Below are 26,142 nucleotides of genomic sequence, written 5' to 3' on the forward strand. Positions count from 1 at the left end.
CGTCGCGTGGCCTGCGGCGCGCTGACACGGCGACCTCGTAGCGGCTCCCGTGGCGCGTGTTCCTTCTGGGGTACGAGTGCCCCGGAAGTGTGCGGCGCATGGCTCCCGAAATCCGGGGACCGTGCGCGATGAACATGTCCCACTGTGTGATTTCCCCCTCCCTGTGCACCGCGAAACGGCCGGTTGCGGGATGCTGGCGATAACGTTCGTTCACTCCCCCGGCCGGTGTGGGTACCGCAGTCCTTGTCGGTAGGGATGGATGCAGTCGCTTCATGGAGGCAGTGATGGGTGTGGCAGCCGGTCCGATCCGCGTCGTGGTGGCGAAGCCGGGGCTCGACGGCCACGATCGCGGGGCCAAGGTCATCGCGCGTGCGCTGCGCGACGCGGGCATGGAGGTGATCTACACCGGGCTCCACCAGACCCCGGAGCAGATCGTCGACACCGCGATCCAGGAGGACGCCGACGCGATCGGTCTGTCCATCCTGTCCGGAGCGCACAACACGCTCTTCGCGGCCGTCATCGACCTGCTCAAGCAGCGGGACGCCGCGGACATCCTGGTCTTCGGCGGCGGGATCATCCCCGAGGCCGACATCCCGCCGCTGAAGGACAAGGGCGTCGCGGAGATCTTCACCCCGGGCGCGACGACGCAGTCCATCGTGGACTGGGTCCGCGCGAACGTACGGCAGCCTGCCGAGGCCTGAGCCGCGGGGCGGCCGGAGCGCGGCAGGAAGTCTTTGCCGGTCGGCCGGGCCTGCGAGGCGGGGCGGCCGGGGTCGTCTTCGTGCCGGCCCGGCTGTCCGCCCCCCGGTTGTGGTGGGCCGCTGTCACGGTCGTTGTGGTGGGCCGCTGTCACGGTCACGGTGCGTGGCCGGTGTTGCGATCCGGGGCCGTCCGTGTTGCGGTCCGTGTTACGGTCCGGGGCCGTCCGTGTTGCGATCCGGGGCGGTCCGTGGTTCCGGCCGGGGCGGTCGGCCGGACGGTGTTCCGGTTCAGGGTCGTCCGCGGTCCGGCCCGGTCGGCCGGCCGTTGCGGCCACGGCCGGCCGTTGCGGCCACGGCCGGCCGTTGCGGCCACGGCCGTTGTTTGTGGTCACGGGGCTTCCAGTTCCCTCAGCATCGCCGCGCGCAGCCGCAGGGTCGTCATGAGTCGCTGGAAGGCCTCCGCCCAGTAGCCCCCGGCCCCCGGTGACGCGTCCTCGGGTTCGTCCGGCACCGCGAGCAGCCCCTCGAGCCGCCCGGCCTCCGCGGGATCCAGGCAGCGCTCGGCCAGGCCCATGACCCCGCTGAAACTCCAGGGGTAACTCCCCGCGTCCCGAGCGATGTTCAGCGCGTCGACCACCGCGCGCCCGAGCGGCGCGGCCCACGGCACCGCGCACACACCGAGCAGCTGGAACGCCTCGGACAGACCGTGCGCCGCGATGAATCCGGCGACCCACTCGGCCCGTTCGGCGGGCCGGAGCGTGCCGAGCAGCTTGGCCCGCTCGGCCAGGGAGACCGCGCCCGGACCGCCCGCCTCGGGCGCCGACGGCTCGCCGAGCAGCGCACGCGCCCAGTCGCCGTCCCGCTGCCGGACCGCCGCCCGGCACCAGGCCGCGTGCAGCTCGCCCTGCCAGTCGTCGGAGACCGGCAGCGCCACGATCTCTCTCGGTGTGCGCCCGCCCAGCCGCCCGGGCCAGGTGCTCAGCGGCGCGGACTCCACCAACTGGCCCAGCCACCAGGAGCGTTCACCCCGCCCGGTCGGCGCCGTAGACTGCACGCCGTCGCGTTCCATGCCCGGGTCGCACTCGTGGGGCGCTTCCACGACGATCGTGGGTGTCGCGCGTGTGCGGTCCAGGGCCACGCACGCGCCGGCGCGCACCGCCATCCGGGCGGCCAGCGCCGACATGGGCAGCGCGGACAGAAGCTCCGCCGCCGTGGTCCGCACATTACGGCTGCGGTCGGCGAGGGCCTGCTCCAGGAACGGCTCGTCGTCCGGGCCGAGGCCCGTGCGCAGCGAGTCGAGGAACATCAGCCGGTCCTCGGCGCGCTCCGTGGCCCAGGTCGCCGTCAGCAGCGCGCGGCCCGCCTCGGGATCGCGGGCGCGCAGCGCCGAGAGCAGGGCGACCCGTTCGGCGAACAGCCCCTCCTGCCACAGCCGCTCGATCTCCTCCCGCCGACCCGGATCCGGCAGTGCCGTGCCACCGCCGGGTGCGGCCCGCAGGGCGAACCGCCAGTCGGGGTTGAGCCGGGCCAGCCACAGCGCACGCGGCCCGGCGAACTCCAGCACCGCGGGCCGCAGATCCGTCCGGCCGCGCGCCGCGTCCAGCAGTGCGGGCAGCGCCTGGGGCGGCGGCGCCCAGCCACGGGCGTTCGCCACGGCCAGCCACTGCGGCAAGAGCTCCATCAGATCCGGTGTCGTGCCTCTGCGGCCGGTGGCCGTGCCGGGGCGGTCGGCCAGCAGCATGCCGAGTCTGCGGGCGGCCGCCGCGGGCAGAGGGGGGCGCGGATCGGCGGGGGCCGGCGCGGGCCGGGGCGCGGCCGGGGCCGGCCGCAGCCCGGCACGGCGGCGGACGGTCGCCTCGGCCGCCGCGTCCAGCAGCGCCAACGGGGCCGCGCGGCCGCCGGCCGGCGCCGGTGGAGTACGCCGGTCCGTGCCGAGCAGCGCCGCCGTGACCAGGTCCTCCCAGGCACCGGGCGCGGTCCGGGCCGACCGGGTGCCGGAAACCGGGGTCGAGTTCATGCGCGTCCTTTCGGTGGCAGCCGTACTCAGCACAGGGGCACCGCCTCACCGGGGCCTTGGGGCCATGCGGTGAGCGGGGTGAAGCCGCGGTGGCCGCACTCACCGAAGACGGTGACCGGGTCGCCGCCGGAGAGGGCCACGAGCCGCCACAGGCCGGCGCGGGCCACCGCGGACGGGGTGAGCGGCAACGCGCCGTCACCGTCGGCGTCCGCGAGCTGCCACGTGTCCTCGCAGGGCGTCGGTATCACCGACTCCAGCGTCACCGGCACGGACTCCAGCCACGGATCGTCCCGCAGGGCCTCGCCGTAGCGGGCCGTCGCCTGCGCGACCGTCACCCCCTTGGGCCGCGCGGCCGTCGGCGCGGGCGCGGCGAACTGCTCGCCCAGCGCCACCCGCTGCCGGCCGCCCCCCGGATACGTGATCACCTCCGCGTCCAGCGCCAGGCCGACCGGCAGGGACAGCTCCGGGGCGCGGCCGGCGGCACCGTAGGACAGCACCAGCGCCGTACGGTCCGAGGCGACGCCGTGCAGCCATGTCCGGCGGGTCGTCAGCTTCGCGTCCCCCGTGTCGTACTGCGCGAGGACCAGCCACTGGTCGCGCACCGCAGGCCCGTCCGGCGCCACCGGCAGGCCCACCCGGGAGCGGACGGTCGCCGCCAGGCCCTCCGGCAGCCGCTCGCGGTGCAACCACCCCTGGTCCAGGAGGTGCACCAGGGCACACTCCTCCAGCAGCCGCACCGGCCAGCCCGGGCCGGAGCCGGGTACGGCACCCAGCTCCCGGAGCCGCGCGGCCAGCCCCGGCGCCTGCGCGTCGACCATCCGGGCCGCTGTCTCCTCCCACATCGCGTACCCCGGCTGCTCGGCCGTGGCCAGGCCCGAGCGCAGCAGGTCGGCCAGGCGCTGCTCCAGCTCCGTGGCTCCCGCGGTGATCCGCTCGGCCCGGCGCTCGGCCCGCCGCCGGGCCGCCTCCGGATCGGCGGCGGAAGACGCGGAACCCACCGCCCCCTGCTCCGCGGCCCGCTTCCGGCTCCCCTCTCTCCACTCCGCCACCCACACCGGCGGCTCTCGCAGAGGCACGGTCTCCTCGTCCCCCGACCAGAGCAGCAACAGCCCGACCACGTGCTTGCACGGGAGCTTCCGGCTCGGACAACTGCACGCATACGCGGGCCCGGAGACATCCGCGACGTCCACCACCGTCCGGTACGGCGCGCTGCCGCTGCCCCCGCACAGCCCCCACACCGTCCCCTCGCCGGAACTGCCCGCCTCCGACCACGGCCCGGCCACGCCGAGCCTGCTCCCCGCCTTGCGCGACGCGGCGTCAGGTGCCAGTGCCAGCACCCGGTCCGCACTCCAGCGCACCCCCTGCTCAGTCATGTCGTCGACGGTAGGTCCCCCCACTGACAATCGGTCCGGCGAGCGCGTTTGCGCAGGTCGGAACGCGTTGTCAGTGGTGTGGTGCACGGTGGTCGCCAGATCACCGACCGGCCCAGCTGGAGGGGGACTTCGCCATGCCTGTGACCGTGGACCAACCGACCGGGAAGCGACCGGAGGACGTGCTGCGACCGCACGCCGAGGTCGCTTACGCGCACGAACTCGCCGCGCTCGCCGCGCAGGACGACCGCCCGCGCCCGCAGCGCTGGAAGCTGTCACCGTGGGCGGTGGCGACCTACCTGCTCGGCGGCACCCTGCCCGACGGCACGGTGATCACACCCAAGTACGTGGGACCGCGCCGTATCGTCGAGGTCGCCGTCACCACACTCGCCACCGACCGCGCCCTGCTCCTGCTCGGCGTGCCCGGCACAGCGAAGACCTGGGTCTCCGAACACCTGGCGGCGGCCGTCAGCGGCGACTCCACCCTGCTCGTGCAGGGCACCGCAGGCACCCCCGAGGAAGCCATCCGCTACGGCTGGAACTACGCCCAGCTGCTCGCCCACGGCCCCAGCCGGGACGCCCTCGTGCCCAGCCCGGTGATGCGCGCCATGGCCGAGGGCATGACCGCCCGCGTCGAGGAACTCACCCGTATCCCGGCCGACGTACAGGACACGCTGATCACGATCCTGTCGGAGAAGACCCTGCCGATACCGGAGCTGGGCCAGGAGGTGCAGGCGGTCCGCGGCTTCAACCTGATCGCCACCGCCAACGACCGCGACCGCGGGGTCAACGACCTCTCCAGCGCGCTGCGCCGCCGCTTCAACACGGTCGTGCTGCCGCTGCCGGAGAGCGTCGAGGCCGAGGTGGACATCGTCTCGCGGCGCGTCGACCAGATCGGCCGCTCCCTCGACCTGCCGGCCGCGCCGGACGGCATCGACGAGATCCGCCGTGTCGTCACCGTCTTCCGCGAGCTGCGCGACGGTGTCACCGCCGACGGACGCACCAAGGTCAAGTCGCCCAGCGGGACGCTCTCGACGGCGGAGGCGATATCCGTGGTGACGGGCGGTCTCGCCCTGGCCGCCCACTTCGGCGACGGCGTCCTGCGGGCGGGCGACGTGGCCGCCGGCATCCTCGGCGCCGTCGTCCGTGACCCGGCCGCCGACCGGGTCGTGTGGCAGGAGTACCTGGAGGCGGTGGTCCGTGAGCGCGACGGCTGGACCGACTTCTACCGGGCCTGCCGGGAGGTGAGCGCATGACGCGTGGGGACGACGACCTCGGCTGGGGCCGGTCCGCCGGCCGCGACGGGACCGGCGGCTCCTCCGGGAGCGGTGGGGCCGGGGGCAATGGCGGCTCCCAGGGCAAGGCGTGCGCGCCGGAGACGGCGTTGTAGGGGAGCGCGGGGACCACGACCCGTGGTGCTCACGCGGATGAGGACAGGTGCCGTGCAGGTGAGGGGGATGCGATGACGGACGGTGAGGCGGGCCGGGGCGGGTGGCCGGGCCCGGGGCCGCTGCTGCTCGGGGTGCGGCACCACGGGCCCGGGTCGGCCCGGGCGGTGCGGGCGGCGCTCGACGCGGCGCGGCCGCGGGCGGTGCTGATCGAGGGGCCGCCAGAGGCCGACGCCCTCGTCCCGCTGGCCGCCGACGCGGACATGCGGCCGCCCGTGGCGCTGCTGGCCCACGCGGTGGACGAGCCCGGCCGCTCCTCCTTCTGGCCGTTCGCCGAGTTCTCCCCGGAGTGGGTCGCGATCCGCTGGGCGCTGGCCCACGATGTCCCGGCCCGCTTCATCGACCTGCCGGCCACCCACTCCCTGGCGTGGGAGAGGGACGAGGGCGAAGGGGGCCGGCCCGATCAGCCCCTGCCGGAGGGGGCTGGGCCGGGCGGGGCCGAGCCCGGTGGCGTCGAGCCCGTCGGGGCCGAGCCGGCCGGGGCCGTGCCAGGCGGCACCGAGCGGGATGGAACCGAGTCCGCTGGGGCCGAGCCGGGCGGGGCCGGACGGGGCCGGGCCGGGCGGGGCGGGGGTCTGCCGGGTGGGCTCGTGGCCGGGGTGCGGGTCGATCCGCTCGCCGTGCTCGCCGAGGTCGCCGGTTACGACGATCCGGAGCGCTGGTGGGAGGACGTCGTCGAGCACCGGGGGCCGGGGCGGCGGGACCCGTTCGCGCCGTTCACCGTGCTCGAGGAGGCGATGGCGGTACTGCGGGAGACCTACGGCAGCGGGGGACACGACCGGGATCTCGTGCGTGAGGCCCATATGCGCCTCCAGCTCCGGTCGGCGCACAAGGAGTTCGGCGACGACGTGGCCGTGGTGTGCGGTGCCTGGCATGTGCCGGCGCTGCGGCGGCGCACGACGGTCACGGCCGACCGGGCGCTGCTCAAGGGCCTGCCGAAGGTCAAGGCGGAGCTGACGTGGGTGCCGTGGACGTATCGCAGGCTCTCGCGGGCCGGCGGATACGGCGCCGGGATCGACTCGCCGGGCTGGTACGCGCATCTCTTCGGCGCGCCCGACCGGCCCGTCGAGCGGTGGATGACCAAGGTGGCCGGGCTGCTGCGGGCGGAGGACCGCATCGTCTCCGCCGCGCACGTCATCGAGGCGGTGCGGCTCGCCGAGACGCTCGCGGCGGTACGCGGACGCCCGCTGCCCGGGCTCGGCGAGACGACCGACGCCGTACGGGCCGTGATGTGCGACGGCTCGGATGTGCCGCTCGCCCTGGTGCACGACCGGTTGGTGGTCGGGGACGCGCTGGGCGAGGTGCCTCAGACGGCGCCGGCCGTGCCGTTGCAGCGGGATCTGGAGCGGCTGCAGCGGCGGCTGCGGCTCAAGCCGGAAGCGGCGGAACGGGAACTGGAGCTCGACCTGCGCAAGGAGACGGACGCCGAGCGCAGCCGGCTGCTGCACCGGCTGCGGCTGCTGCGGATCGCATGGGGCGAGCCGGTCGCCTCACGCGGCAGCACGGGGACGTTCCGGGAGACCTGGCGGCTTCGCTGGGAGCCGGAGCTGTCCGTGCGGGTCGCGGAAGCCGGGGTGTGGGGCACGACCGTGCTCGCCGCGGCCACCGGCAAGGCCGAGGCGGACGCGCTCGCCGCGCAGGCCCTGGCGGAGGTGACCGCGCTGGCCGAGCAGTGCCTCCTCGCGGAGCTCGGCGACGCGCTCCCCGCCGTGATGCGGGTCCTCGCCGACCGGGCGGCGCTCGACACCGACGTCGGGCATCTGGCGCAGGCCCTGCCCGCGCTGGTCCGTTCCCTGCGCTACGGGGACGTGCGGGGCACGGACACCGACGCGCTCGCGGAGGTCGCCACCGGACTCGCCGAGCGCATCTTCGTCGGGCTTCCCCCGGCCTGCGCCGCGCTCGACGCGGACGCCGCCGCCGAGATGCGGCGCCATGTCGACGCGGTGCACGGGGCGGTGGGGCTGCTGGGCGACGCCACGGTGACGCAGGTCGCCCCGGCACCGCCGAGCGGTCCGCCCGGCCGTCGTCGCGAGCTGCGTGTCCGCTGGCAGGGCGTGCTGAGGGTGTTGTCGGGGCGGGACACCGTGCCCGGGGTGATCCGGGGGCGTGCGGCGCGGCTGCTGCTGGACGACGGCGCGCTGGACCAGGACGAGGCGGCCCGGCTGATGGGGCTCGCCCTGTCGCCGGGTACGCCGCCCGCCGATGCGGCCGCGTGGATCGAGGGCTTCGTCGGGGGTGGGGGAGGCGGAATGCTGCTCGTGCACGACGAGCGGCTGCTCGCCCTGGTGGACGGCTGGCTGACCGGGGTGCCCGCGGAGGCGTTCACGGACGTGCTGCCCCTGCTGCGGCGGACGTTCGCGGCGTACGAGCCGGGGGTGAGGAGAACGCTCGGCGAGCTGGTGCGGCGGGGGCCGCGGGAGCGGGGGAGAGACGCCGTCGTCGCCGAGGGGGTGCCCGGCTTCGGGCCCGGCCTGGACGCCGAGCGGGCGGACGCGGTGCTGCCCGTGGTGCGGCTGTTGCTGGGCCTGGACGGCGACGGGGAGACGACAGCCGTCAACGACCTTGCGGAGGTGGGCGCATGACCAGGGAGCGGGACATGACGGGGCGGGACACGACGGAGCGGGACGGGGCGGAACGGGACACGACGGAACGCAGCACCATGGAACGGCTGCGGCGCTGGCGGCTGGTGCTCGGCGGGGACGCCGCGGACGGCACCGGATGCGCACTGTCCGGCCGGGACGCGGCGATGGACGGGGCGCTCACCGCGCTGTACGGCAAGGAGGACAAGGCGCACAAGAGGGGGGACCGTGCGGCGGGCCTGGGTGCGTCGGCGCCGTCCGTGGCGCGCTGGCTCGGGGACATCCGCACCTACTTCCCCTCCTCCGTCGTCCAGGTCATGCAGCGTGACGCCATCGACCGGCTCGATCTGTCGACGCTGCTGCTGGAGCCGGAGATGCTCGAGGCGGTGGAGGCCGACGTGCACCTGGTCGGCACGCTGCTGTCGCTGAACAAGGCGATGCCGGAGACCACGAAGGAGACCGCGCGGACGGTGGTGCGCAAGGTCGTGGACGAGCTGGAGAAGCGGCTCGCCGGCCGTACCCGGGCCGCCCTCACCGGCGCCCTGGACCGCAGTGCCCGCGTCCACCGGCCGCGCCACCACGACATCGACTGGAACCGGACCATCGCGGCCAACCTCAAGCACTACCTGCCGGAGCAGCGGACGGTCGTGCCGGAGCGGCTCATCGGGTACGGCCGGACCTCGCAGTCCGTGAAGAAGGACGTCGTGCTGTGCGTCGACCAGTCCGGTTCGATGGCGGCGTCCGTCGTCCACGCCTCCGTCTTCGGCGCGGTGCTGGCCTCGATGCGGTCGATCAGCACCCGGCTCGTCGTCTTCGACACGGCGGTCGCCGACCTCACGGACCAACTGGACGACCCGGTGGACGTGCTGTTCGGCACGCAGTTGGGCGGCGGTACGGACATCAACCGGGCGCTCGCCTACTGCCAGTCGCGGATCACCCGGCCGGCGGAGACGGTGGTCGTCCTGATCAGCGATCTGTACGAGGGCGGCATACGCGACGAGATGCTGAAGCGGGTCGCGGCGATGAAGGCGTCGGGGGTGCAGTTCGTGGCGCTGCTCGCGCTGTCGGACGAGGGGGCGCCCGCGTACGACCGGGAACACGCGGCCGCGCTCGCGGCGTTGGGGGCGCCGGCGTTCGCCTGTACGCCCGACCTGTTCCCGGAGGTGATGGCGGCGGCGATCGAGAAGCGGCCGTTGCCCATACCGGACATGACTACCCATCGGTAACGGGGGGCTTGCGCAACCTCGGGCGTCGCATGCGAGGATCGGTGCCGCGTATGCCCGAGGCCGTACGCCCTGTGAGTCACGGCTCGTCCGCCGTACCGTCCGCACGGGAGGACCCCGCACCTCTTGCTCCTGCAGCCCGCCTTCCCCACTGCCGCTGTGCGCGTCATGCGTACGGTGGCCGGGCGGCGCGCGCTTCAGGCGGCGCTGCTGCTGGGCGGGTTGTTCGTGCTCGGGCTGCTCTGCGGGCAGCGTGCGCAGGCGGCGGAGCCGGTGCCGACGGCGCCTCTGACGCAGAGCGGGGCCCCGGTGGCGGGCGCCGCGGCGGAAACGCCGTCGACTCCCTCAACGCCGTCAACTTCGTCAACGCCGTCAACTCCGTCGCCGCCGCACGCGGCCGCCCGTCAGGTGCTCACGTCCGTGGACGTACGCGCAGTGCGGCCCATCGGTGAGCCGCGAGACGTCGTGACGGCGGCCATCGGCGACAAGGCGCCCGTACCGTCGCTGCCGGCCCCGCAGCCGCTCCAGGCAGCCAGGCCGCTCCCGGCGCCGCTCACGCTGTCGGCGCCCCCCACGCTCCCGGCCCCGCACGCGTTGCCGCAGACGCCGTCGCTGCCGGTCCTGCCCGCTGCCCCGCGGTTGCCCGTGGCCTGCGCGCTCGGTGTTCACGGGGGCGGTGTCCACGGGGACGGCGGTGGCTCGGCCGGTCACAGTGCGGCAGCCGCGACGGCCGGACCGGTGCGGGCCGCCGGCGGTACAGCGTTCCACGCCCATCCCTACGGCCCGCCGGCTGCGTCTGCGCAGCCCCAGGCGCGCCGCGCTGCTCACCCCTTCTCCGCTCCGCACGCCCCCTCCGCTCGCCCCTCCCGCGACACCCTGCCGCAGGGGCCCGGGGAGGGTCAGGGCGGTGCCGTGACGGGCGGTTCGGCCGCCGGTGGCGGTACGCCCGGCCATGGCGACGCGCACGCCGTCACGCCGCGCCACCGGCTGCCGTTGCCGGTGCGGGCCGGGGTCGTGGCCCAGGGCGACGCACCTCGGATCCAGGACAGGTACCGGGACATCCCCGTCTTCCCCGCCTAGGCACACCTTCCCCCGCAGTGGACCTGCCGCGCGGGGGCGGAACAGGTCTGCCCGCTCCTCCGCACCGCGCCGCCCTGCGCGGCGGTGCCGACGGAGGATCCCGAACCCCAAGCCTCACCCCCGGCGCGACCCGTCTCCCGGCCAAGCGACCCGGAGATGCGTGGCCGCGCCGCCCCAAGAACCTGAAGGATCTGACGCACGCATGAACAAGAACATCCGCCGTTCCATCGTGATAGCCGCCGGTGTCACCGGTGCCTGGGCGCTCGGCTCGGCCGTGGCCAGCGCCGACGAACTGCCCGTGCCGTCGGTGTCCGCCCCGGACGCCACGGCCGACACCGGGGACACGCTCGGCGCGGTCACGGACACCGTCGGCACGGTCCTGGCCACCTCGCACGACACGGTCTCCTCGCTGACCGGCACCGTGCAGGACGCCGCCACGGTCACCGGCACGACCGCTCCGGCCACCACCCGGGCGACGTCCTCGGCGACCGGCCTCCTCGGCGGCGCGGCACAGGCGCCCGCGTCCGCCGCCGACCACGCCCGCCACTACGTCGACGCCGAGGTCGGCGCCCCGCACGCCCCCCGGCTGCACGCCGCTCAGGCCGTCGCAGGCGCCCACGCCGCCCAGGCGGCGCACACGGCGCACGCCGCGCACACCACGGCAGCGCACACCGCCGCGCACGCCGCCGACGGGCTGCCGCACACCCCGCAGGGCGGCATCGACTACCTCTTCGGTCCCCTCGCCGCCTTCGCTCCCGAGCTGGAGCAGGCGCTGGCCGCCGCGCAGACCAGGCTCCAGGACGTGCAGACGACGGCGCACGGCCGGGCGCAGGGCGTCGACGGCGTCGTACGGACGACGGCCGGGCAGACCGTGGCCGGCGCGGACCGGGGCTCGGCCGCCGCGCAGCGCGAGCCCGGGGACGTCCGGGCCGCCGCCCTGGCCTCCGTCTCCGCCGTCCCCGGTCATGTCACCGGTGCGGTCGACGGGGTGGAGCAGCGGGTGGTCGGCACGGTCGCCGAGGTGCCCGGGACGGTGACGCCGGCGGTGCGGGAGACGGCGGCCGAGGCGCTGCCGCCGGTGGCGGGCGCGGCCGTCGACGGTGCCGTGCCGCTGGCGGACCGGGTGGTGACGGGTGCGACGCCGCTCGCCTTCGATGCCGTCCACGGAACCGCCGGGGTCGTCACCGAGGCGGTGTACGGCGTGACGCCGGTCGCCCGTCACGCGGCGCAGGGGGTGACCGGGACGGCAGGGCAGGCCGTGGCGGACGCGTACCCCGTCGCCGGTGGCGTGCCGGCGTACGCCACCGGGCTCGTCGGGCAGGTGACCGGGGGCGCCGTGGACGCCGTGCTGCCGCCGGTGGCACACAACGCCGTACACGGTGCGGTACCGGTCGCCGGGCAGGCCGTCACGGACGCGGGGGCGCTGGCGTACGGCGCCGAGGGCGACGTCACGCCGTTCGCGGGCCGGGTCGCCGGGCAGGTGCCGGCGCAGGCGTACGGCGTGACCGGGCAGGCGGGTGACTTCGCGCAGGGCGTCACCGGACGGGTGCCGACCCTGGCCGCCGGGGTCACGGGCGCGGCGCAGCCCGTCGTGGACGTCGTCCGGCCGGTCGCGGACGGGGTGGCGGACAGCGTCACCGGGGCGGCGTACGGCGTCGGGGGTGACGCCGTGGCGTTCGCGGGCGGCGTGACCGGGCAGGCGGGTGACTTGGCGTACGGCGTGACGGGCGAGGTCGCGCCCTTCGCGCAGGACCTGTCGGGGACCGTGCGGGACACCGGCGTTCCGCTGGCCGGTCACGCGGCGCAGGGAGCCGGGGGAGTGGCGCGGTCCGTCACTCCCGGGTATGTCCATGACATTCACGGGGTATCGGCGCAGCAGGCACCGCGCCGCATCTGAGGAACGGACGCCCCGCCGCCCCCGGGGGGCAGGCGCCCGCCCGCATCCATGCGGCAGGTACCGCGCCCACGACCGCTGCACCGCGCCGCCACGCGACCCGCGCTCCGGGTGGCACGGCGACCGGCGTACCGGCCGCAGGCGACCCGCGCGCCGGGCCGCACCGGGTCCGGTGCGCCGGTCCGCCACGCGACCTGTGCCCTGGGCCGCACGGCGACCGGGCGTGCCGGGTCGCAGGCGGCCCGCGCTCGGCGACCCGCACTCCGGGCCGCAGGCGGACCGGCACACCGGCGCCGCCACGCGACCCGCGCACCGGGCCGCACGGCGGCCGGCGCTCCGGACCGCGGCCCGCGCTCCGGTCCGCCGCGCGGCCCGCGCTCGGCGGCCGCCAAGGCGGCCCCGGCCGGCGGCGGGGCCGATTGGGGCCCGGCGCACCGTGCCGCGTCGCGGACCGGCGCTCCGTGCCGCCTCGCGGCCCCGGCGAGGGGGCGCGTGCCGGCCGGCGTGACGGTTCGTCCGGCGCTCGTGGATCAACGGCTCCGTGGGGGCGACGGACCCGGATGGCCGAAAGCCGTCGGCCCGTCCGGTGGGACCCCCGCGGTAAGGGGGCCGGACGGTCCCCATTGGGGTGGGGACCGTCCGGCCTCACGCCCCGCACCCGGCCGCAGGGCCGGGGCCCCGGGGCTGCTCAAGGGCCTCACCGGGTCAACCCCAGCCCGGTGAGGCCCCGCACCCCATGGCACGCGGTGCCGTGAGGCGCGGCATCATGTGACGGGTATCACCGCTCAGGTGTGACCTCCGATTTAGAGCCGAAACGCGAGCGGGGATAACCTGCGAGACGGACATGCCGCGCGCTCGGACACCGTGTGCGCCTCCCTTGTGACAAGCGGACGTCACGTTGCCCTTCGCGGCACGCCCACGCATCCAACGAACCGCGAGATCACGATAGGGACGGAAGCGCGTGGACCTGTTCGAGTACCAGGCGAGGGACCTCTTCGCCAAGCACGATGTACCGGTGCTGGCCGGTGAAGTCATCGACACGCCTGAGGCGGCCCGCGCAGCCACTGAGCGCCTCGGTGGCAAGTCCGTCGTCAAGGCCCAGGTGAAGGTCGGCGGCCGCGGCAAGGCCGGCGGCGTCAAGCTCGCCGGCACCGTCGACGAGGCGGTCGAGCACGCGACCAACATCCTCGGCATGGACATCAAGGGCCACACGGTCCACAAGGTCATGATCGCCGAGACGGCTCCGGAGATCCTGGAGGAGTACTACGTCTCCTTCCTCCTGGACCGTGCCAACCGCACCTTCCTCTCCATCGCGTCCGTCGAGGGCGGCATGGAGATCGAGGAGGTGGCGGCCACCCGCCCCGAGGCCGTCGCGAAGATCGACATCGACGCCATCGACGGTGTGGACGAGGCCAAGGCCCGCGAGATCGTCGAGGCCGCCAAGTTCCCGGCCGAGGTCGCCGACAAGGTCGTGAACGTCCTCGTCAAGCTGTGGGACGTCTTCGTCAAGGAGGACGCCCTCCTGGTCGAGGTCAACCCGCTGGCCAAGGTCGCCTCCGGTGAGGTCATCGCCCTCGACGGCAAGGTCTCCCTGGACGACAACGCCGAGTTCCGTCACCCGGACTTCGAGGAGCTCCACGACAAGGCCGCCGCCAACCCGCTCGAGGCGGCTGCCAAGGAGAAGAACCTCAACTACGTCAAGCTCGACGGCGAGGTCGGCATCATCGGCAACGGCGCGGGTCTCGTGATGAGCACCCTCGACGTCGTCGCGTACGCCGGTGAGAACCACAAGGGTGTCAAGCCCGCCAACTTCCTCGACATCGGTGGCGGCGCCTCCGCCGAGGTGATGGCGAACGGCCTGGAGATCATCCTGGGCGACCCGGACGTCAAGTCCGTCTTCGTCAACGTCTTCGGCGGCATCACCGCCTGTGACGCCGTCGCCAACGGCATCGTGCAGGCCCTGGAGCTCCTCGAGAGCAAGGGCGAAGAGGTCACCAAGCCGCTGGTCGTCCGTCTCGACGGCAACAACGCCGAGCTGGGCCGCCAGATCCTGGACGACCGCAACCACCCGCTCGTGCAGCGTGTGGACACCATGGACGGCGCGGCCGACAAGGCCGCCGAGCTGGCTGCTGCCGCGAAGTAAGGGACGAGGTCACAGAACACCATGGCTATCTTCCTCACCAAGGAATCCAAGGTCATCGTCCAGGGCATGACCGGCTCCGAGGGCCAGAAGCACACCAAGCGCATGCTGGCGTCGGGCACCAACATCGTCGGCGGCGTGAACCCGCGCAAGGCCGGCACCACGGTCGACTTCGACGGCACCGAGGTCCCGGTCTTCGGCTCCGTCAAGGAGGCCATCGAGAAGACCGGCGCCGACGTCACGGTCATCTTCGTCCCGGAGAAGTTCACCAAGGACGCGGTCGTCGAGGCCATCGACGCCGAGATCCCGCTGGCCGTCGTCATCACCGAGGGCGTCGCCGTGCACGACACGGCGTCCTTCTGGGCGTACGCCGGCAAGAAGGGCAACAAGACCCGGATCATCGGCCCGAACTGCCCCGGTCTGATCACCCCCGGTCAGTCGAACGCCGGCATCATCCCGGCCGACATCACCAAGCCGGGCCGCATCGGCCTGGTGTCGAAGTCCGGCACGCTGACGTACCAGATGATGTACGAGCTGCGTGACATCGGCTTCTCGACCTGCGTCGGCATCGGCGGTGACCCGATCATCGGCACCACCCACATCGACGCCCTGAAGGCCTTCCAGGACGACCCCGACACCGACCTGATCGTCATGATCGGCGAGATCGGCGGCGACGCCGAGGAGCGGGCCGCGGCCTTCATCAAGGAGAACGTGACCAAGCCGGTCGTCGGCTACGTCGCGGGCTTCACCGCGCCCGAGGGCAAGACCATGGGCCACGCCGGCGCGATCGTCTCCGGCTCTTCTGGCACCGCACAGGCCAAGAAGGAGGCCCTCGAGGCCGCCGGCGTCAAGGTCGGCAAGACGCCGACCGAGACGGCCAAGCTCGCCCGCGAGATCCTGGCCGGCTGAGTTCCGAGGCACCGTAGGCAGGCCCGTCCCCTCGGCTGGGGGCGGGCCTGCCGGCGTTCACGCCCGCGGCGCCGACGGGGCCGTGGTGCCGACGGGACCGCAGCCGACCCAGGGGCGCGGGGAACTGCGCGACCGGCCCCCACGGACCCGCACCAGGAACACGACCCCCGGCGGCGGAACCCGCACCAGAACACGACCGCCCCCCGCGGCGGAACCCGCACCAGAACACACCCCCCCGCGGCGGAACCGCACCAGGAAGACGACGCCCCCCCGGCGTCGCGACCCGCACCCTCACCAGGCCGACGGTGCCAGCCGGGCAGGCCCGCTCTCGGCGGAGCCCCGCAGCTTCGCCCGCAGCTCCACCTCCGCCTCCGACAGCGGCCCCGGCGCAGCCTTGGGCGGCACCCCGCGCACCGCCTCCCCGGGCGGCACCGGCGGCTCGTACTGCGTCGGAGCCGAGCGGAGCGTGAGCGCCGTCGCCCCGATGATCGCGACCGTGAACGCGATCGCCGCCCGGGTCCAGAAGCGCGCCCGGCGTTCGCCCCCGGAGCGCACCGCCGTCGGCCGCGGAGCGCGCAGCCGCTCCACCGCGGCCACCTCCGCAAGCCGCCGGTGCAGCGCGTCCGGATCGCCCAGGTCCGGCAGCCTCGCGGTGATCGCCTCACGCGCGTGCATCAGCCGGTACGCGGTCGCGGGTGTGCTCGCCTCCGTCTCCGCCGCCGTCTCGGGCAGCCCGAGCCCGACGCCGTCGTAGAGCAGCAGGGTGCGCCGGTACGACGGCGGCAGCTTGAGCAGTACGTCCATCAGCGCGCGGTCGGCCGGGGCGGCCGGCGGGGGTTCGGGGTGGCGGTAGCGGGGGCGGAACCGGTGCCACGGGGAGAGCGCGTACTCGTACACCGCCATGCGCACCCAGCCGGCCGGGTCCCGGTCCCGGGCCACCTCGGGCCAGCGCTCCCAGGCCCGTTGGAAGGCCCGCTCCACGGACTCCCGGGCCAGCTCCCGCCGGCCGGTGAGCAGATACGCCTGCCGGGCGAGCGCCGGTGCGCAGAAGGCGTACAGCGCGTCGAAGGCCTGAGCGGGCGTCAGCGAGCCGGTGCCCTCGGCCCCGAGCGGGCCCGCGGCCCCGGCGCCCGCCTCCTGTTCCTGACGTTCCGTCACGGTCCGGGTGCGCGACTCCAGTGACGCCAGCAACGTCACGTACGCCTCGCGTTCCGGGCCGCGGGGAGCCCTACGGCCGGACTCCCAGGCGCGCACCGCGCCTTTGGACACGCCCAGCCGTGCGGCGAGCTGAGCCTGCGTCAGCGAGGCGGCCTCCCGCAGGCGTCGGCGTTCCTTCGGCGGGGGCAGCGGGCTGGCAGGGCTCTGCGTCACCGGACACCCCTTCGTGCGAAAAAGAACATAAACGTATATTGAGCGACACAACGGAGCTTCGCCTGTTACGCCGGGAAAGCGCGTGTCGTTGGGACCATGGCGGTCGTGATCCAGATGACCGACCGCCGAACGCCGTTGCCGCGCCTGCTCCGCCGCAGGCCCCGCCGCTCGTCCGGGCTGGCCGCGAGCCTGCTGGGCGGCGCGGTCGCCGCCGGCCTGGGCCTCGGCTCGCTCGCCGTGCTCGTGATGTCGCTGTGGATCAGCTCGCCCTACCCGGACAGCGGACCCGGCGGCGCCCTGCACATCGCGGCCGCCCTGTGGGTCCTCGGGCACGGCACCGAACTCGTCCGCACCGACACCCTCACCGGCGTGCCCGCCCCCGTCGGGGTGACGCCGTTACTGCTCATGGCCGTACCCGTCTGGCTGGTGCACAGGGCCGCCCGCGACGCCGTCTACGGCCAGGACGGCGTGCCGCCGGTCACCGGCCGCACCGCCTTCACCGGTGTCGTCGTCGGCTACCTCGGCGTCGCCGCGGCGGCCCTGCTGTACGTGTCCTCGCGCGGGGAACTGCGGCCGTCGTGGACCTGGCCGGGGCCCGCCATGCTGCCGCTCCTCGTCGTCACGGCGGCCGGCGCGGGGGTGTGGACGGCGCACGGCCATCCCCGCGGGCCCGTCGACAGCGTGCTGGTGCTGCTCCCGGGCCCGGTGCGGCGGCTGCTGCTCGGCACGCAGGGACGGGCCCGGCTGGGTGCGGCCGCGCGCGCAGCGTGCGCCGGTGCGGCGGTGCTGTTCGGGGGCGGGGCGCTGCTGGTGGCCGTATCGCTGGTGTGGCACAGCGGGGCGGCCCGCGGTTCGTTCCTGCAGCTGACGGAGGGCTGGTCGGGCCGGTTCGCGGTGCTGCTGCTGTGCCTGGTGCTGGTGCCGAACGCGGCGGTGTGGGCCGCCGCCTACGCCCTCGGCCCCGGTTTCAGCCTGTCCGTCGGGCATCTCACGAGCCCGCTCCACTCCGACCCGGCCCCGCTGCTGCCGCCGTTCCCGCTGCTGGCCGCGGTGCCCGCGGGCGGGCCCGGTACCCCGCTGCACTGGGCCACGGCGGCGGTGCCGCTGGCGGCCGGCGTGACGGTGGGCTGGTTCCTCGCGGTCGCGGCGACCGGCACCACCCGGGCCGCGCTGCCGGGCGGGGTGTGGTCACCGGGCCGGACGGCGGGGGCCGCCGCTCTCGCGTCCGTGCTGTGCGGGGCGCTGCTCGCCGGGCTCGCGGCGCTGGCGGGCGGTCCGCTCGGAGTCGCCGCGCTCTCGCGGTTCGGTCCGGTGGGGTGGCAGGTGGGCGCGGCGACCGTGCTGTGGATCGCCGTCGCGGCGATCCCGGTGGCCCTGGCCCGGCGCGCCTGGCGCGGCCGTTCGCGCAGGACGGGTGCCGGCGGCACGCGGACCGCTGCCACGGCGACTGATCGCGACGACCTTTCCGTCACGCCGGTACGGCCGAGGATCGGCGTCCCGCGCTCCGAGCCGGTCCCGGCGCCGGCCGGGACCGGCGCCAACCGGCGCTCCCGCGGCTGGCTGCCGTGGCGACGGCGGCCGGCCGGCCGGCAGCCCTCCACCGGCCGTCCCGCGCAGCCGGAGCCGGAGATCTACGACCTCGCGACCCCGAAGGACCCCTTCGCCCGCTACGACCGCGAGGACCCCGCGGACGACCCCTACACGGCGTACGGCGTGGACAACGCGACGACACTCCCCGGCCCGGGATACGGCACCACCACAGCCACGCAGGGCAAGGCCCCGGGCGCCCCGCCCACCGGGGGTGCACCGGCCAAGGCGGCCGGCGCCCCGCCCGCCGCGGGCAAGACCCCCGGCGTCACCCCCGGCCCGGGCACAGCACCAGGCACTGCGCCACAGGACAAGCCCGGCCACAAGGGCGACGACAGGCCCGACCACAACGGCGACGACAAGTCCGACGGCAAGCGCGACGACAGGCCCGACCACAAGCCCGACGACAACGCCGACCGACCCGCGCCGCCCAGCACCTTCACCGCGTCACCGGCGGCAGCGCCGGGGACGACGGACGCGGAGGCGCCGGCGGGACCCCCCGCCGAGACGCCCCCGCCCCCGCCGGAGGCACCCGCGCCGTAGATCCGGCCGTCAGCCCTCGCCCAGGAACCCGCGCAGCTCCGACGGCAGCAGCTGCTTGCAGGACTGCTTCGCCTCGTTGGTCAGGGCGTCGCCGGTGCACGTGTAGTAGTCGCGGTAGACGAGCTGCGAGGCGAACCCGGCGGCGACCAGGGCGAGGGCGAGGGACGCCGTGACGAGGCCGCTCACCGCGGCCGTGGTCTGCGGGCGGCCGCCTGCGTCGGAGGCACCGGAACGGGTTCTGCCGCGCAGGCCGCTGATGCCCCAGTACAGGGCGGGCGCGCCGAGCAGCAGGGCCACGTAGGGCCAGCCGAAGAGGGCGAAGAAGAAGGCCCACATGCCGGCCAGCAGCGAGTACCGGGCCCGGCGCTGCACCGGGTCGCTGGGGTCCCAGCGCGTCGCGGGACCGTTGCCGTCACCGCCGCCGGCCGGTCTCTCGGGGCCGCCACCGGGCCGCTCGCCGAAGCCGCCGGAGGAGCGGTCGGGCTGCCGGTCGCTCCACCGGCCCCAGGGCGAGCCGCCGCCCTGCCCGTCACCGCCCTGCCCGTCGCCGTTGCCGCCTTCGTGCCCGCCCGCCGGGTGGCGCGGCTGCCACGGGCGGTCCGGGGTGCCCTCCGGCGGCGGCGCGAAGGGGTTGTCGTCCTCGCGGCCCTGTCCGCCGCGCCCCTGTCCGCCGCGCCCCTGTCCGCCGCGCCCCTGTCCGTCACGCCTCTGTCCGCTGCCGCCGTCGGGCGCCTCGGGCGGGGACGTGGGCCGCTCCCGCAGCAGCACGGTGCCACGCTCCCCTGTCTGGCCCGTGCGGGCCGGGTGCGGTGGGAACGTGAGGAGTCGCAGGCTGCGGTCCGGCATCAAGAGAGCGTCTTCCCCTAGGTGACTACGGCTGTCCGACGGTCGCCCGCGAGGTACCCCCGCGCTGCTCCGGCGAGGGCTCCCACATGGGCTTCCACCCCGGAAACGCACCGCGCGTCCACCGCGTTCCCGAGTAGGTTCGTCCCAGACGCTACCCGCAGGCCCCGCCCCCGTCCCGTGGGGGCCTTCCCGTGTGCCGGTATCGTTGCTGACGGTCGGCCGCTTCGTAGACTTCCCCGTATCCCGGGGCGCGAAGCATTCGTACGAACGAACAAGTGCGGATGGACGGGCCGGCCGCGCACCGTCGCTCCCCCGAGAAAGGGCCCCACCGTGGCCGCCAACTCCGTGGCCAAGCGCCTCGTCGTGCTGGTCTCCGGCTCCGGCACCAATCTGCAGGCGCTGCTGGACGAGATCGCCGCCGTCGGGCCCGAGGCGTACGGAGCCGAGATCGTGGCCGTCGGCGCCGACCGGGACGGCATCGAGGGGCTCGCCCGGGCCGAGCGGGCCGGACTGCCGGCCTTCGTCGTCAAGGTCAAGGACCACGCCACCCGCGAGGAGTGGGACGCCGCGCTCGCCGAGGCGGTCGCCGCATACGAGCCCGACCTCGTCGTCTCCGCCGGGTTCATGAAGATCGTGGGCAAGGAGTTCCTGGCCCGGTTCGGCGGGCGGTTCGTCAACACCCACCCCGCCCTGCTCCCCAGTTTTCCCGGCGCCCACGGCGTGCGCGACGCGCTCGCGTACGGCGCCCGGGTCACCGGCTGCACCGTCCACTTCGTCGACGACGGCGTCGACACCGGGCCGATCATCGCGCAGGGCGTGGTGGAGATCCGGGACGAGGACGACGAGAGCGCGCTGCACGAGCGCATCAAGGAAGTCGAGCGAAGGCTGCTCGTCGAGGTCGTGGGGCGGCTCGCCCGCAACGGCTATCGCATTGAGGGACGAAAGGTAGTTATCCAGTGACCGCCGAGAGCAACAAGCGGCCCCTTCGCCGGGCGCTCGTCAGCGTCTACGACAAGACCGGCCTGGAGGAGCTGGCCCGCGGGCTGCACGAGGCAGGCGTCGAGCTGGTCTCCACCGGCTCCACGGCCGGCCGGATCGCCGCCGCCGGCGTCCCCGTCACCAAGGTCGAGGAGCTGACCGGCTTCCCCGAGTGCCTGGACGGCCGGGTCAAGACCCTGCACCCGCGCGTGCACGCCGGCATCCTCGCCGACCTGCGCCTGGACAGCCACCGCGAGCAGCTCGCCGAGCTGGGCGTGGAGCCGTTCGACCTCGTCGTCGTCAACCTCTACCCGTTCCGCGAGACCGTCGCCTCGGGCGCCTCGGCCGACGAGTGCGTGGAGCAGATCGACATCGGCGGTCCCTCCATGGTCCGCGCCGCCGCCAAGAACCACCCCTCCGTCGCGGTCGTCACCAGCCCGGCCCGCTACGGCGACGTCCTCGCCGCGGTCAAGGACGGCGGCTTCGACCTCGCCGCCCGCAAGCGCCTGGCCGCGGAGGCCTTCCGGCACACGGCGGAGTACGACATCGCCGTCTCCTCCTGGTTCGCCTCCGCCTACGCCCCGGCCGACGAGTCGCAGTTCCCCGACTTCATCGCCTCGTCGCTGCAGCGCGCCCACACCCTGCGCTACGGCGAGAACCCGCACCAGCCCGCCGCCCTGTACGTCTCCGGCGAGGGCGGTCTCGCGGCGGCCGAGCAGCTGCACGGCAAGGAGATGTCGTACAACAACTACACGGACACGGACGCCGCCCGCCGTGCCGCGTACGACCACGCCGAGCCCTGCGTCGCGATCATCAAGCACGCCAACCCCTGCGGCATCGCGATCGGCGCGGACGTCGCCGAGGCGCACCGCAAGGCGCACGCCTGCGACCCGGTCTCCGCGTACGGCGGCGTCATCGCCGTGAACCGGCCGGTCAGCAAGGAGATGGCCGAGCAGGTCGCCGAGATCTTCACCGAGGTCATCGTGGCCCCGGACTACGAGGACGGCGCGCTGGAGGCCCTCACCAAGAAGAAGAACATCCGCGTGCTGCGCTGCGCCGACGGCGGCCCGGCCCACCCGGTCGAGGTCAAGCCGATCGACGGCGGCGCCCTGCTCCAGGTCGCCGACCGCCTCCAGGCCGACGGCGACGACCCGGCCAACTGGACGCTGGCCAGCGGCGAGGCGCTCTCCTCCGAGGAGCTCCAGCAGCTCGCGTTCGCCTGGAAGGCGTGCCGCGCGGTGAAGTCCAACGCGATCCTGCTCGCCAAGGACGGCGCCTCCGTCGGCGTCGGCATGGGCCAGGTCAACCGCGTCGACTCCTGCAAGCTCGCCGTCGAGCGGGCCGGCGAGGAGCGGGCCCGGGGTTCGTTCGCGGCCTCGGACGCGTTCTTCCCGTTCCCGGACGGACCGCAGATCCTCATCGACGCCGGGGTGCGGGCCATCGTCCAGCCCGGCGGGTCCATCCGCGACGAGCAGGTCGTGGAAGCGGCGAAGAAGGCCGGCGTGACCATGTACTTCACCGGCACGCGCCACTTCTTCCACTGACAACTCCGCGTTCCTGACCGCAGCCTGACGGGCCGTCACGGACGGACCGACGGCCTCCGGCCCTCCCCCGAGGGGGCCGGAGGCCGTCGGCCGTCGTGGATCAGCAGGGGCGCAGCGACCAGATCGGGTCCCAGGTGGCGGTGCCCGCCTGGTAGGCCGTCGAGGTCCAGCGGACGCTGCCGTCCTGGTTGAAGAACCGGGCGACCGTGCCCGGGGTCTGGTTGTTGGTGAACGGGCCGTCGCCGGTCCAGTTGGTGACGTTCCAGGTCTGGCACTTGTAGAAGTCGAACTTGGTGCCCTTGACCACCATGCACAGGTGGCCGTAGTCGCAGGCCAGGTCCTTGAGCGCGGCCCTGCCCCGGGGTGCGGCGGTGACGGTCAGGCCGTCGTAGCGGACCTGGTCGGCGGTGACCTTCAGCGGCTTCGGGTGCCCGGCGAGCACCTGGTCGGCCGTCTGCTGGAGCGAGGTCACCCGGGTGCCGGCGGGGTCTGCGGCGGTGGCCGCGGCCGTGGAGCCGGCGACGAGTGCGGTGGCCGCGACGAGCAGCGCGGCGGGCTTGACGAGGTTCACGTGCGTTCCCCCTGAGAGACGAACGGTGTGGTCGCTCCGCCGGTGGCGGAGTGGTCCCACCGTCGCAGCGGCAGCCGCGCACCGGTACCTGGGAACTCTCAGGGTCACTGCTTCCCGGGTGGCGTGTACTCCTTGAGGTAGTGCGTGACACGGTCGGCGTAGGCGCGGATCGCCGGGGGAACGCCACCGGCCGCGTTCACCTTCTTGTACGACGTCCGGTACGCGGCGGCGAGCAGTACGCGCCGGTCGCCGTGCAGGCCGGTGGCGTTCAGCAGCGGTTCCATGTAGCAGAGGTAGCGGGCGACGGCCGGGATCGACTCGGCGGGGGAGAAGGGCGGTTCGGGGGTCGCCGTGGCCGGTACGCCGTCGGCGCGGATCCACCAGCGCAGCAGGCTCGGCGTCCAGCGGGCGATGCCGTACTCGCCCTCGCGGCCCGTGTGCGGGTCGGAGAGGTCCGGGTCGAAGCCGGTCTCCGCCTTCAGCAGGGCGGCGATCAGCGCCGGGGTGACCTCCGGCTGGACGCAGTCGTGCGCCGAGTCGACGATCAGCCGGCGGTAGGCGACGGGCACGCCCCGGTCGGTGCGCAGTTCGGCGGCGCCGTACGCGGCGGGCGTGGCCGGATGCTTGCCGTCGACGGAGCCGGCCGCCCAGTCGCTGACGCCGTACCCCAGCGCCGCCAGGGCCAGCGTGGCGACGACGGCCCCGGTGACCGTCGTACGGCGGGAGCGGCGGCGCAGCCGGGGGAGCCGGCGGGGGCGTGCGGTGCCGGCCGCCGCGCTCACCCGGCGCAGCAGTTGCTCGCCGCCGACGCGTTCGGCGTGGGTGCGGGCCAGGCAGGCGCGCACGATGTCCCGCCAGGGGTCGGGCAGTTCGGGGGCGAGACGTAACGCGTCGGTGCCGCGGGCGTAGGCGACGGCCGCGTCGCGGCGGGCGGTCGGGGTGCCGCCGGGCAGCGGGAAGGAGCCGGTGAGGACGAGATGGGCGAGGACGCCGAACGCCCAGATGTCGGCGGACGGGCGGATGCGGCGTCCGCGTTCGCCGATCTCCGTCCACAGCAGTTCGGGCGGGGTGTAGTCGGGGGTGGAGAACGCCGGGGTGTAGGCGTGGGTGCCCTCCAGTTCGGCCGCCATGTTGAAGTCGGCCAGGCGGACCGTGCCGTCCTTCATCAGCAGCACGTTGGCGGGTTTCAGATCGCCGTGCACCCAGCCCGCCGTGTGCAGTTGGTGCAGCCCCTCGCAGATCTGGGCGAGCAGCGCGGGACCGGCGGCGGGGCGCGGGGAGGCGGTGAGCAGCGCGGCCAGGGAGCCCTCCGCCTTCTCCAGCACCAGCACGGTCGCGCCGTCCAGCTCCGGCCGGCCGGGGTCGTCGACGGTGAGCGTCTCGTACAGCCGGATCAGCCGCGTGTGGCGCAGCCTGCGGTGCAGGGCGACCTCCCGCTCCACGAGGTCGCGCAGGTGCGACAGGCGGCGCGGGGTGTTCGTGCCGGTCGGCAGGAACTTCAGCGCCGCCGTGCGCGGCAGGCCGCCGTCCCCCGGCTCGCCGGTGCGCCGGGCCTCGTAGACGCTGCCGAAGGCGCCCGTGGCGAGCGGCGCGCGGACCTCCCACGGCCCGACCCGGTAGCCCTGCGGCACCGCCACGGCGAACGGCTCGCCAGGACCGCTCACCGGGCGGATCCGGAGGGCGCGCTCGCGCGCAGGACCACCAGGTCGTCCTCGCGGACCAGGTCGAAGCGGAGCGCCAGGGAGACCAGCGACTCCTTCTTGCCGTTCAGCCGGGGCCCGCTGTCGGCGGTGTCCGGACCGGGCTTGAGGCGCAGCTTCACCGCGAGGTAGTCGATGTTCCACTGCACGGTGGTGCGCGAGACGGCCGGCCAGGACGGGCGCAGACGCTCCACGACCTGGTCGACGGTGGGCGGAGGGGCGTGCGGCGCACCGCGCAGCCGCGGCTCGCACAGGGCGGCCAGGACCGCGAAGTACCGCTTGGTGCGGTCCAGGGAGAAGGCGGGCGCGGTGGTGTCGCCGTCGCCGCAGCCGTCGGGGTGGAGATAGTCGTGGCGGGGCGCCCACACCTCGAGCGGCAGCAGATCACCGGCCGCGGGCAGCACGATCCGCGCGAACTCGAAGGGGATCGGCGCGTCGAGCCGGCCCGGTCCGACCTTCACGTGCTCGCCGGCGCCCTCCGGGTTCTCGACGACGTACGTCTGGTCCCGGCTGAGGTTGCTCAGTATCCAGAAGGCGCCCTGCGCGGCGATCTCCCCGGCTCTGCGGGAGACCCCCTCGTGCGGGATGCGCAGGCCGCCCGCGTGCGCGGACCGGCCGAACGGGAGCCGCTCACCGGGGGCGAGACGGATCTGTCCGGCGCTGCTTCGCTCGTCCTCCGTGGTCGGCGGAGGTACCACGATGATGCTGTACAAGGTGCGTCTCCCCGTGCCTGACAGCTCGCGGTGCCAGAGTAGGGCGAACGCACCAGGGCCGTGTCCCCCTCGTACGGGTGAGACACGGCCCTCGGATGTGATTGGCGCGAACCGTATGGTCCGCTTCGCGTCAGTAACGCGGGCGGTTGAACCAGGCGGCGCCCGACGGGGCGATCATCGACGCGGCCATCACGCCGCCGAAGCCGATCCACAGCAGGGCCCAGACCAGGACCGCGCTGGAGTTGGCGCCGGCCGCGCTGATCAGGAGCAGCACGCCGAACAGGGCGCCGAGGATGCCGTACACCATGGTGGTGATGCGGATTCCCTGGCCGCCGCGGGTGAACTTCACGCCCAGCGTGATCGACAGTGCGGCGAGCCCCAGGAAGAGCAGCGCGACGACGAGGACGACGCCCGCGCCGGCGTGCCCGATGTCGGAGAAGTCGTTGTTGCCGAAGGTGTCCTCACCGGCGTTGGACACGTCGTTGATCGTCGCGGCGCCGAAGATGGCGAAGATGCCGATGAGGATCTGGACGGCCGCCACGATGTACAGCATCACGCGTGCGGTCACCATGAGCCCCGGCATCGACTGCGGCATCCCGTTGCCGCCCGGGTAGCCCGGGTACGCCGGCTGCTGCGGGTAGCCGTAACCCTGCGGCGGGACGCCGGGCTGGGGCGGGGCCTGCTGCGGGTAGCCGTAGCCGGGGCCGCCGGCGGGCGGCTGCTGGGGCGGTGGCCCGTAAGGGTTGTTCGGGTCGCCGAAACTCATGGCGCGGTCCTTCCTCCGTTTTGCCGAGTGCGGGGACGCGCGGCAACGCTCGGAGGAAGTTCTACAGATGCGGTTCGTCCCCCCGGTACTGCCCGCGGCACTGTGCCCCTCATCGTTCTTTAGATCCGCGTTACTTGTCCAGCCGGATTGCACAGGTGTTGT

At 74.6% G+C, this 26,142-nt stretch carries 20 protein-coding genes; 12 read left to right on the plus strand and 8 right to left on the minus strand.

Annotated features, from left to right (window positions below):
• Positions 1-284: 284 nt before the first annotated feature.
• Positions 285-701: a cobalamin B12-binding domain-containing protein gene (locus tag ACZ64A_RS20020; protein WP_469811757.1), complete on the plus strand. Its 417-nt coding sequence runs from the start codon at positions 285-287 to the stop codon at positions 699-701.
• A gap of 388 nt (positions 702-1,089) precedes the next feature.
• Here ACZ64A_RS20020 and ACZ64A_RS20025 read toward each other — a convergent pair whose 3' ends face one another.
• Together ACZ64A_RS20025 and ACZ64A_RS20030 are read right to left on the minus strand one after the other, a co-directional pair.
• Entirely contained in the window at positions 1,090-2,718 is a 1,629-nt protein-coding gene (locus ACZ64A_RS20025; protein ID WP_469811758.1) for a DUF5691 domain-containing protein, read from the minus strand.
• Positions 2,719-2,744: 26 nt separating this feature from the next.
• A complete protein-coding gene (locus tag ACZ64A_RS20030) occupies positions 2,745-4,091 on the minus strand; it encodes an SWIM zinc finger family protein (protein ID WP_469811759.1) in 1,347 nt (448 codons plus the stop codon).
• 134 nt (positions 4,092-4,225) lie between these two features.
• Between ACZ64A_RS20030 and ACZ64A_RS20035 the strand changes: the two genes are divergently transcribed.
• The 8 genes from ACZ64A_RS20035 (at position 4,226) to sucD (ending at position 15,361) form a co-directional block, all read left to right on the plus strand.
• Positions 4,226-5,344: an ATP-binding protein gene (locus ACZ64A_RS20035; protein ID WP_469811761.1), complete on the plus strand. Its 1,119-nt coding sequence runs from the start codon at positions 4,226-4,228 to the stop codon at positions 5,342-5,344.
• Positions 5,341-5,478, plus strand: a complete 138-nt coding sequence (locus tag ACZ64A_RS20040) for a hypothetical protein (RefSeq protein WP_469811762.1) — start codon at positions 5,341-5,343, stop codon at positions 5,476-5,478. Before ACZ64A_RS20035 ends, ACZ64A_RS20040 begins: the two co-directional genes overlap by 4 nt.
• 72 nt (positions 5,479-5,550) lie before the next feature.
• Positions 5,551-8,118, plus strand: a complete 2,568-nt coding sequence (locus ACZ64A_RS20045; protein ID WP_469811763.1) for a DUF5682 family protein — start codon at positions 5,551-5,553, stop codon at positions 8,116-8,118.
• 77 nt (positions 8,119-8,195) lie between these two features.
• The gene (locus tag ACZ64A_RS20050; RefSeq protein WP_469811912.1) at positions 8,196-9,341 is read left to right on the plus strand and encodes a VWA domain-containing protein; all 1,146 of its coding nucleotides are present in this window, start codon (positions 8,196-8,198) and stop codon (positions 9,339-9,341) included.
• A 417-nt stretch (positions 9,342-9,758) separates the two neighbouring features.
• Entirely contained in the window at positions 9,759-10,418 is a 660-nt protein-coding gene (locus ACZ64A_RS20055) for a hypothetical protein (protein WP_469811765.1), read from the plus strand.
• Positions 10,419-10,620: 202 nt separating this feature from the next.
• Positions 10,621-12,315, plus strand: a complete 1,695-nt coding sequence (locus ACZ64A_RS20060) for a hypothetical protein (RefSeq protein WP_469811766.1) — start codon at positions 10,621-10,623, stop codon at positions 12,313-12,315.
• Between the two features lie 958 nt (positions 12,316-13,273).
• Positions 13,274-14,455: an ADP-forming succinate--CoA ligase subunit beta gene (gene sucC / locus ACZ64A_RS20065; RefSeq protein ID WP_469811767.1), complete on the plus strand. Its 1,182-nt coding sequence runs from the start codon at positions 13,274-13,276 to the stop codon at positions 14,453-14,455.
• 21 nt (positions 14,456-14,476) lie between these two features.
• A complete protein-coding gene (gene sucD / locus ACZ64A_RS20070) occupies positions 14,477-15,361 on the plus strand; it encodes a succinate--CoA ligase subunit alpha (RefSeq protein WP_103786589.1) in 885 nt (294 codons plus the stop codon).
• Positions 15,362-15,652: 291 nt separating this feature from the next.
• Here the strand turns inward: sucD and ACZ64A_RS20075 are convergent, their stop codons facing one another.
• Positions 15,653-16,732, minus strand: a complete 1,080-nt coding sequence (locus ACZ64A_RS20075) for a helix-turn-helix domain-containing protein (protein ID WP_469811768.1) — start codon at positions 16,730-16,732, stop codon at positions 15,653-15,655.
• A 96-nt stretch (positions 16,733-16,828) separates the two neighbouring features.
• On the opposite strand from ACZ64A_RS20075, the gene ACZ64A_RS20080 reads away from it, so the two are divergent.
• Positions 16,829-18,862: a cell division protein PerM gene (locus ACZ64A_RS20080; RefSeq protein WP_469811770.1), complete on the plus strand. Its 2,034-nt coding sequence runs from the start codon at positions 16,829-16,831 to the stop codon at positions 18,860-18,862.
• A gap of 9 nt (positions 18,863-18,871) precedes the next feature.
• Here ACZ64A_RS20080 and ACZ64A_RS20085 read toward each other — a convergent pair whose 3' ends face one another.
• The gene (locus tag ACZ64A_RS20085; protein WP_469811771.1) at positions 18,872-19,708 is read right to left on the minus strand and encodes a hypothetical protein; all 837 of its coding nucleotides are present in this window, start codon (positions 19,706-19,708) and stop codon (positions 18,872-18,874) included.
• Between the two features lie 330 nt (positions 19,709-20,038).
• Here ACZ64A_RS20085 and purN point away from each other — a divergent pair, with 330 nt between their 5' ends.
• On the plus strand, positions 20,039-20,668 hold the full coding sequence (gene purN / locus ACZ64A_RS20090) for a phosphoribosylglycinamide formyltransferase (RefSeq protein ID WP_469811773.1): 630 nt from the start codon (positions 20,039-20,041) through the stop codon (positions 20,666-20,668).
• Positions 20,665-22,230, plus strand: a complete 1,566-nt coding sequence (gene purH / locus ACZ64A_RS20095; RefSeq protein WP_469811774.1) for a bifunctional phosphoribosylaminoimidazolecarboxamide formyltransferase/IMP cyclohydrolase — start codon at positions 20,665-20,667, stop codon at positions 22,228-22,230. The genes purN and purH overlap by 4 nt, the downstream gene beginning before the upstream one ends.
• A 100-nt stretch (positions 22,231-22,330) precedes the next feature.
• Here the strand turns inward: purH and ACZ64A_RS20100 are convergent, their stop codons facing one another.
• The 4 genes from ACZ64A_RS20100 to ACZ64A_RS20115 all read right to left on the minus strand — a co-directional run bounded on the left by ACZ64A_RS20100 (position 22,331) and on the right by ACZ64A_RS20115 (position 25,980).
• The gene (locus ACZ64A_RS20100) at positions 22,331-22,801 is read right to left on the minus strand and encodes a hypothetical protein (RefSeq protein WP_469811775.1); all 471 of its coding nucleotides are present in this window, start codon (positions 22,799-22,801) and stop codon (positions 22,331-22,333) included.
• A 104-nt stretch (positions 22,802-22,905) separates the two neighbouring features.
• Positions 22,906-24,465: a protein kinase domain-containing protein gene (locus ACZ64A_RS20105; protein ID WP_469811776.1), complete on the minus strand. Its 1,560-nt coding sequence runs from the start codon at positions 24,463-24,465 to the stop codon at positions 22,906-22,908.
• Positions 24,462-25,214 (minus strand): FHA domain-containing protein, encoded by a 753-nt coding sequence (locus tag ACZ64A_RS20110; protein WP_469811778.1) that lies wholly within the window; start codon positions 25,212-25,214, stop codon positions 24,462-24,464. Before ACZ64A_RS20110 ends, ACZ64A_RS20105 begins: the two co-directional genes overlap by 4 nt.
• A gap of 130 nt (positions 25,215-25,344) precedes the next feature.
• Positions 25,345-25,980 carry a hypothetical protein gene (locus ACZ64A_RS20115; protein ID WP_469811779.1) on the minus strand — a complete coding sequence of 212 codons (636 nt, stop codon included), beginning with the start codon at positions 25,978-25,980 and terminating at the stop codon, positions 25,345-25,347.
• Between the last annotated feature and the right edge of the window lie 162 nt (positions 25,981-26,142).

The organism is Streptomyces sp. NPDC104814, assembly GCF_055583185.1.